Below are 14875 nucleotides of genomic sequence, written 5' to 3'. Positions count from 1 at the left end.
CCTGACATCGCAACAACGAGGAGAAGCACATGAAGATCGTCGTCATCGGAGGGACCGGCCTGATCGGCTCGAAAGTCGTCGCGAAGCTGAACGCGCACGGGCACGAAGCGGTCGCCGCCTCCCCCAACTCCGGCGTGAACACGCTGACCGGGGAGGGTGTGGATGCCGCCCTCGCCGGCGCGGACGTCGTGGTCGACGTCTCCAACTCGCCGTCGTTCGAGGACAAGGCGGTGATGGACTTCTTCACGACCGCCACGAACACGCTGATCGCCGCCGAGAGGAAGGCGGGCGTCAAGCATCACGTGGCCCTGTCGGTGGTCGGCACCGAGCGCATGACCGACAGCGGCTACATGCGGGCCAAGGTCGCGCAGGAGACGCTGATCACGGAGTCGGGCATCCCGTTCACGATCGTGCACGCGACCCAGTTCTACGAGTTCGTGAAGTCGATCGCCGACGCGGCCACCGACGGCGACACCGTTCGCCTCGCCCCGGTGTTCATCAAGCCGATGGCGGCGGAGGACGTCTCGACCGCCGTCGCGCGTGCGGCCGCCGGCGAGCCGGTCAACGGCGTGCACGAGGTCAGCGGCCCGGAGGAGTTCCGGCTCACCGAGCTGATCACCCGCGGCCTCGCCGCCCGCGGCGACAGCCGCACGGTGGTCGACGACCCCGACGCCCGCTACTTCGGTGCGCACCTCACCGACCGCGAGCTGGTCCCCGCGCCGGACGCCGAGGTCTTCCCGACCACGTTCGAGCAGTGGCTCAGCGCGCAGCAGGCGGCACCGACCGGTCGCTGACCCGCAGCACGAGCATCGACACGAGGCCCCGGCCGAGCCGCGAGATGAGAGCGGGAACACCGGGTTTCAGGCGGTCCCGACCCCCACGGGGCAGCGCCAAGCAGAGCGCGGCTGGTCCCACCCGCCGCCGGGGCCTCACCCTCGTCGTCACGCTGGTCACCGCCGCCACCACGGCTCCTCCGGCGTCCGGCCGGGCCGGAAACCGAACGTCTCGGCCAGGATGACCGCCTCCGGGAACCGGCTCGCGAGCGCGTCCGGCGTGTGCGCGTCGCTGGCGAACGTGATCCGCTCGCCACCCTCCTCCGCCCACCACTGCGGCAGCCACGACCAGAGGCGCCGGGTGTTCAGCTCGAGCACCCGTCCGCCCTCGGCGATGGACCGCAGCGCGGAGCGGATGCCGTCCTCGAAGTCGCGCGGGTCGAACGGCCCCGCCTCGGCGGCGGGCCAATGCCGCAGCGCATAGTCGAGGTGCGTGAACACCTCGAACGCGTCGGAGCCCGCCACCATCCGCGGCACCTCGGCCAGGTAGGCGTTCATCACGTCGGCCGCGGGATGCTCCTGCAGCAGCCGGCTCGGCTCGGCGCGCCCGCCGCCGAGGTCGAGCGTGTGGAGGGAGCCGTTCACCCGGTCGAAGCGGCTCAGGTCGACGATCCGGCGCGCCTCCTCCTCGTACAGGTGCGGCTGCCCGAACTCGACCCCCGTGAGGATGCGCAGCTCCGGGAACTCGTGCCGCACCCGCTCGATGCTCGCGAAGTACCCGTCGGCGTCGAAGGGCTCGAACACCACCCGGCCGTCGGGCTGCACGTAGTGCCGCTGGTGCGGCAGCAGGTCCTCCGGCTGCGCCCGCCAGCTCCCCGGGATGTCGAGGTGCTCGCCGAAGACCAGCGCCGGCAGTCCGATGCGCACCGCCTGGGCGCAGGTCGCGCGCATCCGGCCCACCGCCTCCGAGTGCGGACCACCGGTGTCCCACGACCACTCGCTGTGCACATGACCGTCGCCCGGCAGCATCCCCATGCCGCGATGCTAGCGGGCGCGGCTCAGGCCACCCGCAGGTCGTCGACCGCGTCGAGATCCCACTCGATGCCCAGGCCCGGCGTCGTCGGCGCGAGCGCCCGCCCCTCCTGCACGGTCAGCTCCGAGCGCGTGATGGCGCGCAGCTGCGGGATGTGCTCCAGGTAGAGCGCGTTCGGCACCGCGCAGCACAGCGACACGTGCAGCTCCATCAGGAAGTGCGGCGCCACGGCGACGTTGAACGCCTCGGCCAGGTGCGCGACCTTGAGCCACGGCGTGATGCCGCCCACCCGGGCGACGTCGACCTGCACGATCGAGGCGGCCTCGGCCTGGAGGTACTCGCGGAAGTGCCCGACCGAGTAGACCGACTCGCCGACGGCGACCGGGATGCTCGTGGAGGCGGCGAGCCGGCGGTGACCGGCGACGTCCTCCGCGGGCAGCGGCTCCTCGAACCAGCCGATGTCGAGCTCCTCGAACAGCGCCGCCCGGCGGATGGCCTCCGCGGCCGTCAGGGACTGGTTGGCGTCGACCATGATGTCGAGGCCGGGGCCCACCGCCGCACGCACCGCCGCCAGACGCTCGGCGTCCTCGCGGGCGGCCGGCTTGCCGACCTTGAGCTTCACGCCGCCGAGCCCGCGGCGCTGCGATGCGAGGGCCTGCTCGACGAGTTCGTCGGCCGGCAGATGCAGCCAGCCGCCCTCGGTGTCGTACAGCGGGATGCTCGGCTGGGCGCCTCCCGCCGCCTGCCACAGCGGAACCCCCGCCGCTCGGCAGCGCGCGTCCCACACGGCGGTGTCGACCGCGGCGAGCGCAAGGGAGGTGATGACGCCGACGGAGGTGGCGCGCGTCGAAGCGTGGAGCGACCGCCAGACCTCCTCGGGCCGGCTCGCATCCTTGCCGATGAGCACGGGAAGCAGCGTCTCGCGCAGCAGGCTGAGCACGGCACGGCCGCCGGTGCCGATCGTGTAGCTGTAGCCGATGCCCTCGACGCCGTCCGCGGTGCGCAGGCGCACGAAGATCGTCTCCTGCTTGAGGAACGACTGCACCGCGTCGGTGCGCACGGTCTCGACCGCGAGGTCGCTCAGCCAGGCCTCAGCGCTGACGATGGTGCCGTCCATCGCTGTCCTTTCGGGGTTCGGAGGTGGTGGAGGTGTGGGCCGGGTCAGACGACGAGCGACCGGATGGCCGTCGCGGCGGCCCCGCGCGCCCAGTCCTCGAAGGTGTGCGGTCGCACCGCGATGCGGCAGCGGTCGGCTGACGCGAAGACGTGCTCGCCGTAGGCGCGGCGCAGGCGCTCCTCGAACAGGTCGAAGTTCGCGACGCCCTCCCCGCCGATGATGACGAGCTCGGGGCCGACCATGTTCACCAGGCTGGCGATGGCCCGCCCGATCACCGCTCCGGCCTCGCCGAAGGCGTCGATGGCGGCCGCGTCTCCGGCGCGGGCCAGGTCGACGGCCTCCTCGATGGAGACGTCCCTGCCGTGCGCGGCCGAGATCGCGGCGACGATCGCGTTCGTCGCCGCCACGGCCTCCACGCAGCCCCGGCGCCCGCACGCGCAGATGCGGTCGGGCGAGGTCAGCGGGAGGTGGCCGATCTCGCCCGCGACGCCGTAGGCGCCCTCGACGACCTCGCCGTTCAGGTGCAGGCCGCTGCCGATGCCGCGACCGATCGTGACGATCGCGAACGAGTTGGTGCCGAGTCCGACGCCGAACCAGTGCTCGCCGATGGTGAGCGCGCGCACGTCGTTGTCGACGACCACGCGCAGGCCGAGCCGCTCCCGCAGCGCCGCGCCCAGCTCCACGCCCCGCCAGCCCATCTGGGCCGAGTCGCGCACGACGCCGGTCTCGGTGTCCACGTCGCCCGAGACGGAGACGCCGACGCTCGCGAGCCGCGGCTGCAGGCCGCCCAGCTCCCCCTTCAGCCGGTCGCACATCTCCACGATGGCGTCGGCCACCGCGACGGGGTCGTGCGAGGTCAGCGGGAGGCGGTCGGAGGTGATGATGCGGGTCGTCAGGTCGGTCGCGACCCCGACCAGCTCGTCGATGTTCACCTTCACGCCGAGCGCGACGACGGCGTCGGGTACGACGGCGACCGGGCTGACCGGGCGGCCGGGCAGGCCGGTCGGCTTCGCGTCGAGCGTGTCGTTGACGAGCCCGGCGGCGACCAGCGGCGTCACGGCCTTGGTGACCGCCGCCTGCGACAGCCCGGTGATGCGGGCCACGTCGATGCGGCTGATCGGGCTGCGGGTGAGGATCGTGGTGAAGACGCGGGTGGCCGCGTCCGACGACGAACCGAGCAGCGCGGTCCGCGTCTGCGTCTCGTCGTTCATGTGGTGCTCCCTCTGTCGGGCAGGAGCGGCGGGCGGGGTGGTGACCCCGCCCGCCGCACCCGGGTTGCTACTTCTTGGCGAGGATCTCTTCCGACTTCTCCTGCGCCGTCTTCAGGAACGACGTGGTGCCGTCGCCGTTGAAGAACCCTTCGAACATGGGCTGAAGCGTATCGGTCAGCTCCTGTCCGTTGGCGACCGGCGGGGAGGGGTACAGCTCACCCTTCTTCAGCGCGTCGACGAAGCTCGAGATGTCGACCCCGTCGGCCTTCTGCGCGTCGACCGTCGACTGCAGCGCCTCCGCGATCGAGGGGAGGAAGGTGGCCGTCTTGCCCGCGGTGGTCTGGCACTCCACGGTGCCCATGTACGAGACCCACTTCCACGTCTGGTCGACGTGCTTGGTGCCCACGAAGATGTTGTTCGCGTTGGAGTTGCTGATCATGCCGCGACCCTCCGGCCCCTCCACCGTCGGGGCGATGCCGACCTTGAGGTTCGGCACCTTGGTGATGCTGGTCGCGTTCCACGTGCCGTCCTGGGCCATGGCGACCTGGCCGGCGCCCATCTGCTCGGAGGCGGAGACGGTGAACTGGCCGAACTTCGGCATCAGTCCGCGGTCGCCGAGGGTGCGCACATAGTCGAGCGTCTTGGCCAGGCGCGGGTCGTCGAACGGCAGCGTCTTCGGCCACGCCTTCACGTCGCCGGCCAGCTTCCAGCCGAGGGTCGTGACGAACGGGTTCCAGGAGGTCTGGCCGTTGAAGTCGCCGGCGGCGAGGGTGCCGATGCCGTACGTCTTCACGTGCGCCTTGTCGAAGCCGGGCTCGTCGCCGCGCTTGCCGTTTTGGTCGATCGTGAGGTGCGAAACGATCTTGTCGAAGGTCCCTCCGTCGTCCGGGTTCCAGGTCATGGTCTTGATGTCCTGGTCGGTGAGGCCGGCCGCCTTGACCATGTCCTCGTTGAAGTAGATCGCCGAGCCGGCCCAGTCGAGCGGGATGCCGTACTGCTTGCCGTCGGTGTACTTCCACGAGTCGACGCCGATGTCGAACTTCTTCATGTCGAAGTCGGTCTTCTTGATCAGATCGTCCAGCGGCATGATCTGCTTCTGGCCGGCGTACTGGCCGAGCAGCGGCACGCTGTTCTGGAACGCGTCAGGGGCGGTGCCCGAGACGAACCCGGCGGTCAGCTTGGTGAAGTAGTCGTTGACGTTGTACTGCGAGATCTTCACCGTGATGTCGGGATTGGCCTTCTCGAAGCCGGGGATGCACAGCTTGTAGTTGGCGGCCTGGTGGTCGTCCCAGGTCCACCAGTTGACGGTGACCTTGTCGCCGGAGCCGCCGCCGGCGGTCGAGCACCCGGCGAGGCCGAGGGCCGCGATTCCGGCCGCGGCGATGCCGGCGATGATGCGGAGCTTCTTCATGAGTTCCTCACTGTGATTGCCCGGACACCATCGTCGGTGTCGGGGTGGGGGCGGGTTGTTGTGGTGGGTCTGTGACGACGTGCTCCCCGTTGGCGGGGAGGCAGACGTCGAAGCTGTCGGCGCCGAGCCGCACGCGCACGTCGCGCGGCTCGGGGTGCGGGTTGCGGAGGACGGCGCCCTCCAGGCGGCCCGCCGACCAGGCGAGGTCGACGGTCAGGCCGCCGCGGGCGCCCAGCCCGTCGACGCGGCCCTCCGGCCAGGCCGCCGGCAGCGCGGGCAGCAGGTGCAGCACGCCCGTGTGGCTCTGCAGCAGCAGCTCGGCGATGGCCGCCGAGAAGCCCAGGTTGCCGTCGATCTGGAACGGCGGATGGGTGCTGAACAGGTTCGGCAGCAGGCCGCCCCACTCGGAGCCGTCGACGGGTCCGTGCCTCCTGGCGTCGCCGTCGTACGGGGTGAGCGCCTGCTGCAGCAGCTCGTGCGCGGTCTCGCCGTCGCCCAGGCGCGCGCGCAGCGCGATCTTCCATGCCCACGACCAGCCCATGGCGCCGTCGCCACGGGCGTCGAGGAAGCGCCGGGAGGCCTCCGCCAGCGCGGGCGTCCCGTCCGGCGTGATCAGGTCCAGCGGGTACAGGCCGACCAGCGGCGAGAGGTGCCGGTGCGCCGGCTCGTGCTCCGGGACCTCCCGCGACCACTCGAGCAAACGGCCGTCGCTGCCCACGCCGGGTTCCGGGATGACGGCGAGCGCCGCCTCCACCTCCCGTCGCAGAGGGTCGTCGATGCCGAGCACCTCGAGGGCGACGAGTGTGCGCCGGAACAGGCCGCGGACAAGCTCGCGGTCCGCGGTAGCGGTGAGCCCCAGGGCGCGCGGGGTCCCGGCGGCGTCGCGGTACGTGTTCTCGGGCGAGGTGGAGGGGGCGAAGACCGCCTCCCCGTCGTCGCCGACCTGCATCCAGTCGAGGCAGAACTCGGTGGCGCCGCGCAGCAGGGGCAAGAGGCGGTCGCGCAGCAGCGCGGTGTCGCCGGAGAACTCGTAGTGGTCCCAGAGCGAGTGGCAGAGCCAGACGCCGCCCATCATCCAGATCGCCCAGCTCGGCGCGCCGCGGCCCATGCCGACCGGGAGGCTCCAGCCCCAGAGGTCGCTGTTGTGGTGCGCGACCCAGCCGCGGGCGCCGTAGAGCTCGCGCGCGACGTCTCGGCCGGTCGCGGCCATCCGCTCCACCAGCGCGAGCTGCGGCTCGGCGTCGGCCGTGAGCCCGAGCGGGCCGGCGGCCCAGTAGTTCATCTGCGTGTTGATGTTGATCGTATAGTTCGACGACCAGGCCGGGCGCAGCTCCCCGTTCCAGATGCCCTGGAGGTTCGCGGCCGGGTTGCCGGCGCGCGACGAGGAGTGCAGCAGGTAGCGGCCGTACTCGGCGGCGATGGTCGCCCGCAGAGCGTCGTCGCCGCCGCGCAGCACGTCGGCCTCGACGTCCCAGCGACCGTCGCGCCGGCCGCCGATCGCGAACCGCGCCGCCGCGGGGTGACGTGGCGCGTCACCCGCGGCCGGCTCCGCTCCCCCGGCGACGGCGTCGAGGGCGCGGGCCGTGGCGCGGTCCCGGATCGTCTCGGGCGAGACGGTCCGCCCCTCGTCGTCCGCGCCGGCCCACCACGACTCAGCGCGGGTCGACGACGAGAGGGCGATCAGCAGCCGACGCGCACGACGGATCGTCAGACCGGAGTCGTCGGTCTCCGTCGTGCCGTCGCTCCGCACCGCGAGGGCCGCGGCGGCGAAGCCGTCGTAGCCGTCGCCCGGCTCCGCGTAGCGCAGCGCAGGGACGACGGACGGTTCGTGGAGGGGCGCGCCGTCGACCGGGACGGCGACATCGAGGGCGATGACGCCATCCCCGGCAGCCACTCCGAGCGACCGCAGCGGTGTGCTCAGCGCGAGCCGCACCTCCTGCAGGGGCTCGTCGGAGGCGATGCTCACCAGCAGCACGCCGCCCGCGACCCACGAGGTGCGCGTGACCCGTGCTGCGCCGACCTGCAGAGCCTCCTCGACGACGGCGCGGTCGAGGTCGAGCACGCGGGCGGGCTCGCCGTCGACGGGCACGGCGCCCGGAACTCCCACGACCAGGTCGACGAACGGCAGGAACTCCTGGCTGTACCGGCCCTCGAAGGTGAGCAGGAGCGCCTCGGCGCGGTCGAGGTCGCCGGCGGCGAGCGCCTCCCGCACCTCCCGCAACCGCTCGGGCCCTGCACCGGCCGCGAGCACCTGGCGCAGGCCCTCCGCCGGACCGTCCGGCGTGCCCGACCAGACCGTGGCGTCGTTCACCTGGTAGCGGCCGTCGGCGCCGCCGAAGACCATCGCGCCGAGGCGGCCGTCGCCGATCGGGAGGGCCTCCTCCCAGTGCCGGGCCGGCTCGCGCCAGGCGAGCTGCAGCGTGCGCGCGGTCACTTCAGCCCCGAGAAGCCGATGGAGTTCACGATGCGCTTGCCGAACACCATGAACAGGATCAGCATCGGCAGCGCCGCGACCAGGGTGGCGGCCATCAGACCCGCCCAGTCCGGCTGGGTCTGCGGCGACGACTGCTTGAACACCGCGAGTCCGAGCGTGAGCGGCTGGACGGTGGAGTCGGTGGTCACCAGCAGCGGCCAGAAGTAGTCGTTCCACATCCCGATGAAGCCGAGGATCGACAGCGTGATGATCGGTCCGCTGGTCATCGGCAGGGTGAGCCGGAACAGCACGCGGAGGCGCCCGGCGCCGTCGATCAGCGCCGCCTCCTCCACCTCCGTCGACAGCCCCAGCATGAACTGCCGCAGGAAGAAGATGTTGAAGGCCGAGAACAGCGCGCCGGGCAGGATCATGCCGGCGAAGGTGTTCAGCAGGCCGAGCTCCTTGATCAGGACGAAGTTCGGCAGCAGCGTGAGGATACCCGGCACCATCAGCGCCGCGAGGAACAGCGAGAAGACGAGCTCGCGCCCGCGCCACTGCAGCCGAGCGAACGCGTAGGCGGCGATCAGCGAGAAGAAGACGATCAGCACGGTCGAGATGGTCGCGTAGACGACCGAGTTGACCAGGTAGTGCAGGATCTGCACCGTCGCCCCCGACCCGCCCTGCGCGATCGCCTCCTGCGGGTCCTCCAGCCCGAGCACCCGGAGGAAGGGCCCGAAGGTGAAGCCGACCGGCAGCGGCGAGGACGGGTTCGCGATCATCGCGTAGTTGTTCGAGAGCGCCGAGCGCAGCATCCAGTAGAAGGGGAACACCGTGATGACGACGATGACGATCAGGTAGACCCACGCGACGGTCCGTCCGGCGGAGGGCCGGCGACGCCGGCGGCGGCGTGCGGGGGCCGCGACCGGCGCGGCCGGGGCGGGGCTCGTCGGGCGGGGTGCGGTCGTGGTGGTCATCAGGCGTTGTCCGATTCGCTCGCGCGCAGCAGTCGCATCTGCACGAAGGTGATCACGATCAGGATGGCGAACAGCGCCAGCGACATCGCCGACGCGTATCCGAAGTCGAACTGGCCGAAGGCCTTCTGGTAGATGTACATCTGCAGCACCTTGGAGGCGTCCGCCGGGCCGCCCTTGGTGGCGACCGACACGATGTCGAAGACCTGGAACGCGCCGATCACGTTGAGCACGACGACGAGCGCCAGGATCGGCCGCAGCAGCGGCAGCGTCAGGCGCATGAACATCTTCGGCTCGCTCGCGCCGTCGAGGCGGCCGGCCTCGTAGATCGACGGCGGGATGGTCTGCATCCCCGCGAAGATGATGATCGACGTGTAGCCCATGTTCTTCCACACGTGGATCAGCGCGAGCGACGGGACAGCCCACTCGCGGGCGGTGAGGAACCGGATGCCGTCCCCGCCCAGCGCGTGCACCAGCTGGTTGACGATGCCCAACTGCGCGTCGAGCATCCACGACCACACCGTCGCCGCGACGACGCCCGAGATCAGGAAGGGCAGGATGATGAGCCCGCGCAGGACCGTCGACTCCGTCACGCGGTGCAGCACCGCCGCGGTGACGATCGAGACCGCGAGCGTGAGGGCGACGGCGATGACCACGAAGTAGACCGTGATGCCGAGCGACTTCCAGAAGACGTCGTCCTGGAACATCGTGACGAAGTTCTGCACGCCGATCCAGGTCGGTGCGCTGAGCAGCCGGAAGTCGGTGAAGCTCAGGTAGATGCCGCGCACAGTCGGATACAGGGCGAAGACGAGGAAGCCGATCATCGCCGGTGCGATGAGGATCCAGGCGAGCTTCGCGTCACCGCGGTGCGACGGGGCTCCTGCGTTGAGGGCGCGGCGCGGGCGGCGCTTCGAGCGCCCGGCGGGCGGCGCCGGTTCGAGCCCGATGGGGGCGTTGGAGATCGTCATTGGTCTTCCTTCTCAGGGTTGCAGTGGACACACTAGGCATGGTTAATTGACACTGTCAAGTAACCGACATCCGCAAGGAGCTCCCCATGCTCGACGGCTATGGCGCCGTTCTCGTCCTGCGCGCAGCAGGCACCTCCCTCGTCCTCGACACGGCGGGACGCGTGCCGCGCGTGCTGCACTGGGGAGCCGATCTCGGACCGCTCGACGCGGCCGCCGCCGACGCGCTGCGCGAGTCCGGCGGACCGGCCGTGCTCAACAACTCGCCCGACATCCCGCGCACGTTCAGCCTGTGGCCGACCGAGTTCGAAGGGTGGGCGGGCACGCCGGCGCAGGAAGGACACGCCGCCGGCTCGGCGACCACTCCGCGCCCGGCCACCGAAGCCGTCCGCCACCGCGTCGACGCCGCGGGCGGCGGGACGGTCGAGATCGACCTCGCCGACGAGATCACCGCCCTGCGCTCGACCATGACCATCGCGCTCGACCGGTTCGGCGTGCTCTCCGTCGACGTCACGATGATGCGCGACGCGTCGCTCGCGAGCGACGGCGCCGCCGTCCCGTACACGCTCGACGCCCTCCGCGTGCTGCTCCCGGTGCCGGAGCGCGCCGTCGACATCCTCGACTTCACCGGCAAGTGGTGCCGCGAGCGTGCTCCGCAGCGCGGGCCGCTCTTCTTCGGCAGCCACGTCCGGCGGGCGCGCCGCGGCAAGCCGGGACACGATGCCCCGTTCCTCGTCGTGGCCGGCACAGAGGACCTCGGCTTCGGCCGCGGCGAGGCGTGGGCCACCCATCTCGCGTGGAGCGGAGACGCCGAGTACGTGGTGGAGCGGCTCACCGAGGGGGCCGGCGCGCTCTCGGCCACCATCGGCGTCGGCGAGGGGCTGCGGCCGGGCGAGATCGCCCTGGCCGACGGCGACCGCTACGTCGCCCCGACCGCGCTGTTCGTCTGGTCCGACGCCGGCCTCGACGGCCTCGCCGACCGCCTCCACCGCCGCCTGCGCGCCCGGCCGTCGCACCCGCGCTCGCCGCGCCCGCTCACCCTCAACTCGTGGGAGGCGGTCTACTTCGACCACGACCTGACGCGCCTCACCGCCCTGGTCGAGCGCGCCGCGCGCGTCGGCGTCGAGCGCGTCGTGCTCGACGACGGCTGGTTCCACGGCCGCCGCGACGACAACGCCGGCCTCGGTGACTGGGTCGTGGACCGCGCGGTGTGGCCGGACGGCCTCAGCCCGCTGGTCGACCTGGTCCGCTCGCACGGCATGCAGTTCGGCATCTGGTTCGAGCCCGAGATGGTCAACCTCGACTCCGACCTCGCTCGGGCGCATCCCGACTGGGTCCTCGGCCCGCGGCAGCAGCTCGGCGCGACCGCCCGCTCCCAGTACGTGCTCGACCTCACCCGGCCCGACGCGTACGAGCACGTGCTCGACCAGATCAGCGCGATCGTCGACGAGTACGCCGTCGACTACATCAAGTGGGATCACAACCGCGATCTGTCTGAGGCCGTGAGCGGCTTCGTCGGCGTCGACCGGCCGGCGGTCCACGAGCAGACGCTCGCCCTCTACCGGATGCTCGACACCCTCCGCGCGCGGCACCCGCACCTCGAGATCGAGACCTGCTCGGGAGGCGGCGGCCGGGTCGACCTCGGCATCCTCGACCGCACCGACCGGGTCTGGGCCTCCGACTGCAACGACCCCGTCGAGCGGCTCCAGATCGAGCGCTGGACGCGGATGCTCCTCCCGCCCGAGCTGATCGGCTCGCACCTCGGCGCCGAGCGCTCGCACACCACCTCCCGCCGCACCGACCTGTCGTTCCGGCTCACCGTCGCGCTGACCGCGCACGCGGGCATCGAGTGGGACCTGCAGGAGGCGTCCGACGCCGAGCTCGACCTGATCACGCGCTGGGGCGCCCTCTACCGCGAGCTGCGCGGGCTGCTCCACAGCGGCCGGGTCGTCAACGCCGACCTCGCCGACGACGCGACCGTGCTCAGCGGGATCGTCGCCGCCGACGGCTCCCGGGCCGTCTACACCTGGGCGCGGCTGGCCACCTCCGCTCCCGGGCAGTCGGGGCGCGTGCGCTTCCCCGGCCTCGACCAGGACGCCGTCTACACCGTGCGCGTCCGCGACGAGCTCGGCGTCGCCAGCCGGCACCAGAGCGCCGACCCGAGCTGGGTGACCGCCGCGCTCACGCCGGACGGCGTCTCCCTCCCCGGCGCGGTGCTCGCCGTCGCCGGCGTCCCCCTGCCCACCCTCAACCCGCAGCAGGCGATGCTCCTCGACCTCGTCCGGACGGCCTGACGCCGCCGGCCGGTCACCGGGCGTCCTGCCCCTCGAACGGCCCACCGCACCGATCGCCTCCGCGCACCGACGCGCCGGGGCTCTTCAGAGAGGAAGAACGCATGACCAGCACGACACGTGCGCGCCGGGGGCTCCGAGCCCTCGTCGTGACGGTCGCGGCCCTGGGACTGGCGGCAGGCGCCGCCCTGCCCGCCGCCGCGACGCCGACCCCTTCTGCGATACCGGCCACGGCAGCCAAGCCGAAGCCCACGCCCACCCCGACCCCGACCCCGACCCCGACCCCGACCGTCCCCACCCCGACGCCCCCGGCAGCCTCCACCGCCGACCCCTGGGCGCTCAAGCCGTACATGGGCTGGAGCAGCTACAGCATGCAGGTCTACACGACCGCGCAGTGGATCACCGCCGACCAGATCATCGCCCAGTCCGACGCGATGAAGGCGAAGCTGCAGAAGGCCGGCTACGACCATATCAACGTCGACTCGGGCTGGAGCGACCACGCCGACGACAACGGCCGCCCGGCTCCCAGCACGAAGCTCTACCCCGACGGGCTGCAGAAGGTCATCGACCACGTGCACGCCAACAAGCAGAAGTTCGGGCTGTACCTCATCCCCGGCATCTCCCCCGACGTCTACGAGAAGGCATACCCCATCGCGAACGCGCCGGGCTGCACCACGCACGACATCGCGAAGCAGCCGCTGCAGCAGGCCGACTACTGGAAGATCGGCTACCGCATCGACTTCGCGAACCCGTGCGCCCAGAAGTACGTCGACTCGATCGTCGACCAGCTTGCCGCGTGGGGCGTCGACTTCCTGAAGTTCGACAGCGTCACCCCCGGCTCGGGCGTGAGCGACCTCTCGCTCGACGCCCGCGACGACGTCGCCGCATGGTCGAAGGCGCTCAAGAAGCACGGCATCTGGTTCGAGCTCTCGTGGGCGCTCGACATCAACTACGCCGACCTGTGGAAGCAGTACGCCAACGGCTGGCGCGTGGAGTGGGACGTCGAGTGCTACTGCAACGGCGAGGCCCTGACCCAGTGGGACAACATCAACCGGCTCTTCCCGCGGGCCGCCGACTGGTGGCGTCACGCGGGCCCCGGCGGCTGGAACGACTTCGACTCCCTCAACGTCGGCAACGGGAAGATGGACGGCCTCACGCCCGACGAGCGCCGCACCGCGATGACACTGTGGTCGATCTCGGCCGCACCGCTCTCCATCGGCAACGACATGACGAAGCTCGACAAGCTCGGCGTCGAGCTGCTGACCAACCCCGAGGTCGTGGCCGTCGACCAGGCCGGCGTGCCCGCCCGCCCGGTCTCCACCTCCACCAAGCAGCAGGTCTGGTATGCGCTGAACGCCGACGGCAGCTACACGGTCGCCCTGTTCAACCTGGGCCGGGCGGAGGCGGACGTCACCGCGAACTGGTCCGACATCGGCCTCGACGGGTCGGCGACCGTGCGCGACCTGTGGGCGCGCAAGAACCTCGGCAAGGCCGCAGACGGCTTCACCGCCCAGGACGTGCCGATCCACGGCGCCCGCCTGCTGAAGGTCACGCCGGACAAGGGCGCGACGGTGACCGTGAACGACGACGCGCTCGGTGTGCAGTACGGCGGCAGCTGGACGCGCAACGGCGGCGCCGAGGTGGCCTCCACCACGCAGCCGCTCACCGTCAACGTGACCGACACCGGCACGCCCGCCCCGCCGACCTCGACGGGACCGGTCCGCACCACGGCGGTCAACGACACCGACCCGGCCATCGTCTACTCCGGCCAGTGGGGCTACAGCTCGGGCCGCGGCTTCGGCGACCACCAGGACGACGTGCACTACGCCGAGCATCCCGGAGACGCGTTCTCGTACACCTTCACGGGCACGGGCATCTCGTACCTGACCGAGCTCGACTCGTCGGAGGGCGACGCCGACGTGTACATCGACGGGCAGCTCGTGAAGACCGTGAGCGCCTCCAGCGATCCCGCGAATCCGCACGTGCCGCAGCAGACCGTGTTCACGACGAACGACCTCACGAACGGGCAGCACACGCTGCGCGTGGTGATGAAGTCCGGGCGGTTCATGCTGCTCGACCGGCTCGACGTGCTCCAGCCGAGCCTCATCGACCCGTCGGCCGTGTCGTACGACACGAAGGCGCCCGCCGCGGCGACCTTCTCGGTCCTGCGCGACGCCGACGAGTTCACGGGTATCACCGCGAACGGCGCCGCGCTGAAGAAGGGCGCCGACTTCACCGTGTCCGGCTCGACCGTGACGCTGAGCACGGCGTACCTCGCGACGCTGCCGCTCGGCGCGACGACGCTGAACGTCGGCTTCCGCGGCGACCACCTGGACGACGTGCACGCGACCAAGGACGCGGGCGCCTCGGTGTCGTACACCTTCCGCGGCACGGGAGTCTCCCTGCTGGCGCCGACCGGTCCCGACCAGGGCGTCGTCGACGTGTACATCGACGGAAAGCTGGCCAAGCGCGTCGACACCCACAGCGACACCCGCCGCACGCAGCAGGAGGTCTTCAGCACCTCCGGCCTGCGCAACGGCGAGCACACCGTGATGGCGGTGAAGGAGTCGGGCGACGTGATGCGCGCCGACGCCGTCCGCTACACGGTCCGCTGATCCCCCGCCGCTGATCCACGGGTGGGCCGGGGATGCTCCCGGCCCACCCTCCCCTCCACTCTCCGACCCCTGGAG

At 71.4% G+C, this 14875-nt stretch carries 10 protein-coding genes; 3 read left to right on the top strand and 7 right to left on the bottom strand.

Annotation, left to right across the window (positions count from 1 at the left end; all coding sequences use genetic code 11):
• Nucleotides 1–29 precede the first annotated feature (29 nt).
• Entirely contained in the window at nucleotides 30–794 is a 765-nt protein-coding gene (locus tag P5G50_RS06240) for an SDR family oxidoreductase (protein ID WP_301210496.1), read from the top strand.
• A 156-nt stretch (nucleotides 795–950) separates the two neighbouring features.
• Here P5G50_RS06240 and P5G50_RS06235 read toward each other — a convergent pair whose 3' ends face one another.
• The 7 genes from P5G50_RS06235 to P5G50_RS06205 form a co-directional block, all read right to left on the bottom strand.
• The gene (locus P5G50_RS06235; protein ID WP_301210495.1) at nucleotides 951–1808 is read right to left on the bottom strand and encodes a PHP domain-containing protein; all 858 of its coding nucleotides are present in this window, start codon (nucleotides 1806–1808) and stop codon (nucleotides 951–953) included.
• A 23-nt stretch (nucleotides 1809–1831) separates the two neighbouring features.
• The gene (locus tag P5G50_RS06230) at nucleotides 1832–2923 is read right to left on the bottom strand and encodes a mandelate racemase/muconate lactonizing enzyme family protein (protein WP_301210494.1); all 1092 of its coding nucleotides are present in this window, start codon (nucleotides 2921–2923) and stop codon (nucleotides 1832–1834) included.
• Between the two features lie 44 nt (nucleotides 2924–2967).
• Nucleotides 2968–4134 carry an ROK family protein gene (locus tag P5G50_RS06225; RefSeq protein WP_301210493.1) on the bottom strand — a complete coding sequence of 389 codons (1167 nt, stop codon included), beginning with the start codon at nucleotides 4132–4134 and terminating at the stop codon, nucleotides 2968–2970.
• A 67-nt stretch (nucleotides 4135–4201) separates the two neighbouring features.
• Entirely contained in the window at nucleotides 4202–5545 is a 1344-nt protein-coding gene (locus tag P5G50_RS06220) for an ABC transporter substrate-binding protein (RefSeq protein WP_301210492.1), read from the bottom strand.
• Between the two features lie 7 nt (nucleotides 5546–5552).
• Entirely contained in the window at nucleotides 5553–7979 is a 2427-nt protein-coding gene (locus P5G50_RS06215; RefSeq protein WP_301210491.1) for a glycosyl hydrolase family 95 catalytic domain-containing protein, read from the bottom strand.
• Nucleotides 7976–8932: a carbohydrate ABC transporter permease gene (locus P5G50_RS06210; protein WP_301210490.1), complete on the bottom strand. Its 957-nt coding sequence runs from the start codon at nucleotides 8930–8932 to the stop codon at nucleotides 7976–7978. The genes P5G50_RS06215 and P5G50_RS06210 overlap by 4 nt, the downstream gene beginning before the upstream one ends.
• The gene (locus P5G50_RS06205; RefSeq protein WP_301210488.1) at nucleotides 8932–9897 is read right to left on the bottom strand and encodes a carbohydrate ABC transporter permease; all 966 of its coding nucleotides are present in this window, start codon (nucleotides 9895–9897) and stop codon (nucleotides 8932–8934) included. Before P5G50_RS06205 ends, P5G50_RS06210 begins: the two co-directional genes overlap by 1 nt.
• 86 nt (nucleotides 9898–9983) lie before the next feature.
• Here P5G50_RS06205 and P5G50_RS06200 point away from each other — a divergent pair, with 86 nt between their 5' ends.
• Together P5G50_RS06200 and P5G50_RS06195 are read left to right on the top strand one after the other, a co-directional pair.
• Complete coding sequence (locus P5G50_RS06200) at nucleotides 9984–12188, top strand: alpha-galactosidase (RefSeq protein ID WP_301210487.1); 2205 nt, start codon at nucleotides 9984–9986, stop codon at nucleotides 12186–12188.
• A 101-nt stretch (nucleotides 12189–12289) separates the two neighbouring features.
• Nucleotides 12290–14800 (top strand): X2-like carbohydrate binding domain-containing protein, encoded by a 2511-nt coding sequence (locus tag P5G50_RS06195; protein ID WP_301210486.1) that lies wholly within the window; start codon nucleotides 12290–12292, stop codon nucleotides 14798–14800.
• Nucleotides 14801–14875: the final 75 nt, after the last annotated feature.

Source organism: Leifsonia williamsii, from assembly GCF_030433685.1.
In the GTDB taxonomy this organism is placed as follows: Bacteria; Actinomycetota; Actinomycetes; order Actinomycetales; family Microbacteriaceae; genus Leifsonia; species Leifsonia williamsii.
Note: the sequence above shows the minus strand (reverse complement) of the source record. Positions and strands in the feature narration are given on the sequence as shown.

Coding starts and splice junctions, on each gene's coding strand:
- P5G50_RS06225 (WP_301210493.1), bottom strand. CDS start 4,134: ATGAACGACGAGACGCAGACGCGGACCGCGCTGCTCGGTTCGTCGTCG.
- P5G50_RS06210 (WP_301210490.1), bottom strand. CDS start 8,932: ATGACCACCACGACCGCACCCCGCCCGACGAGCCCCGCCCCGGCCGCG.
- P5G50_RS06220 (WP_301210492.1), bottom strand. CDS start 5,545: ATGAAGAAGCTCCGCATCATCGCCGGCATCGCCGCGGCCGGAATCGCG.
- P5G50_RS06205 (WP_301210488.1), bottom strand. CDS start 9,897: ATGACGATCTCCAACGCCCCCATCGGGCTCGAACCGGCGCCGCCCGCC.
- P5G50_RS06240 (WP_301210496.1), top strand. CDS start 30: ATGAAGATCGTCGTCATCGGAGGGACCGGCCTGATCGGCTCGAAAGTC.
- P5G50_RS06200 (WP_301210487.1), top strand. CDS start 9,984: ATGCTCGACGGCTATGGCGCCGTTCTCGTCCTGCGCGCAGCAGGCACC.
- P5G50_RS06230 (WP_301210494.1), bottom strand. CDS start 2,923: ATGGACGGCACCATCGTCAGCGCTGAGGCCTGGCTGAGCGACCTCGCG.
- P5G50_RS06195 (WP_301210486.1), top strand. CDS start 12,290: ATGACCAGCACGACACGTGCGCGCCGGGGGCTCCGAGCCCTCGTCGTG.
- P5G50_RS06235 (WP_301210495.1), bottom strand. CDS start 1,808: ATGGGGATGCTGCCGGGCGACGGTCATGTGCACAGCGAGTGGTCGTGG.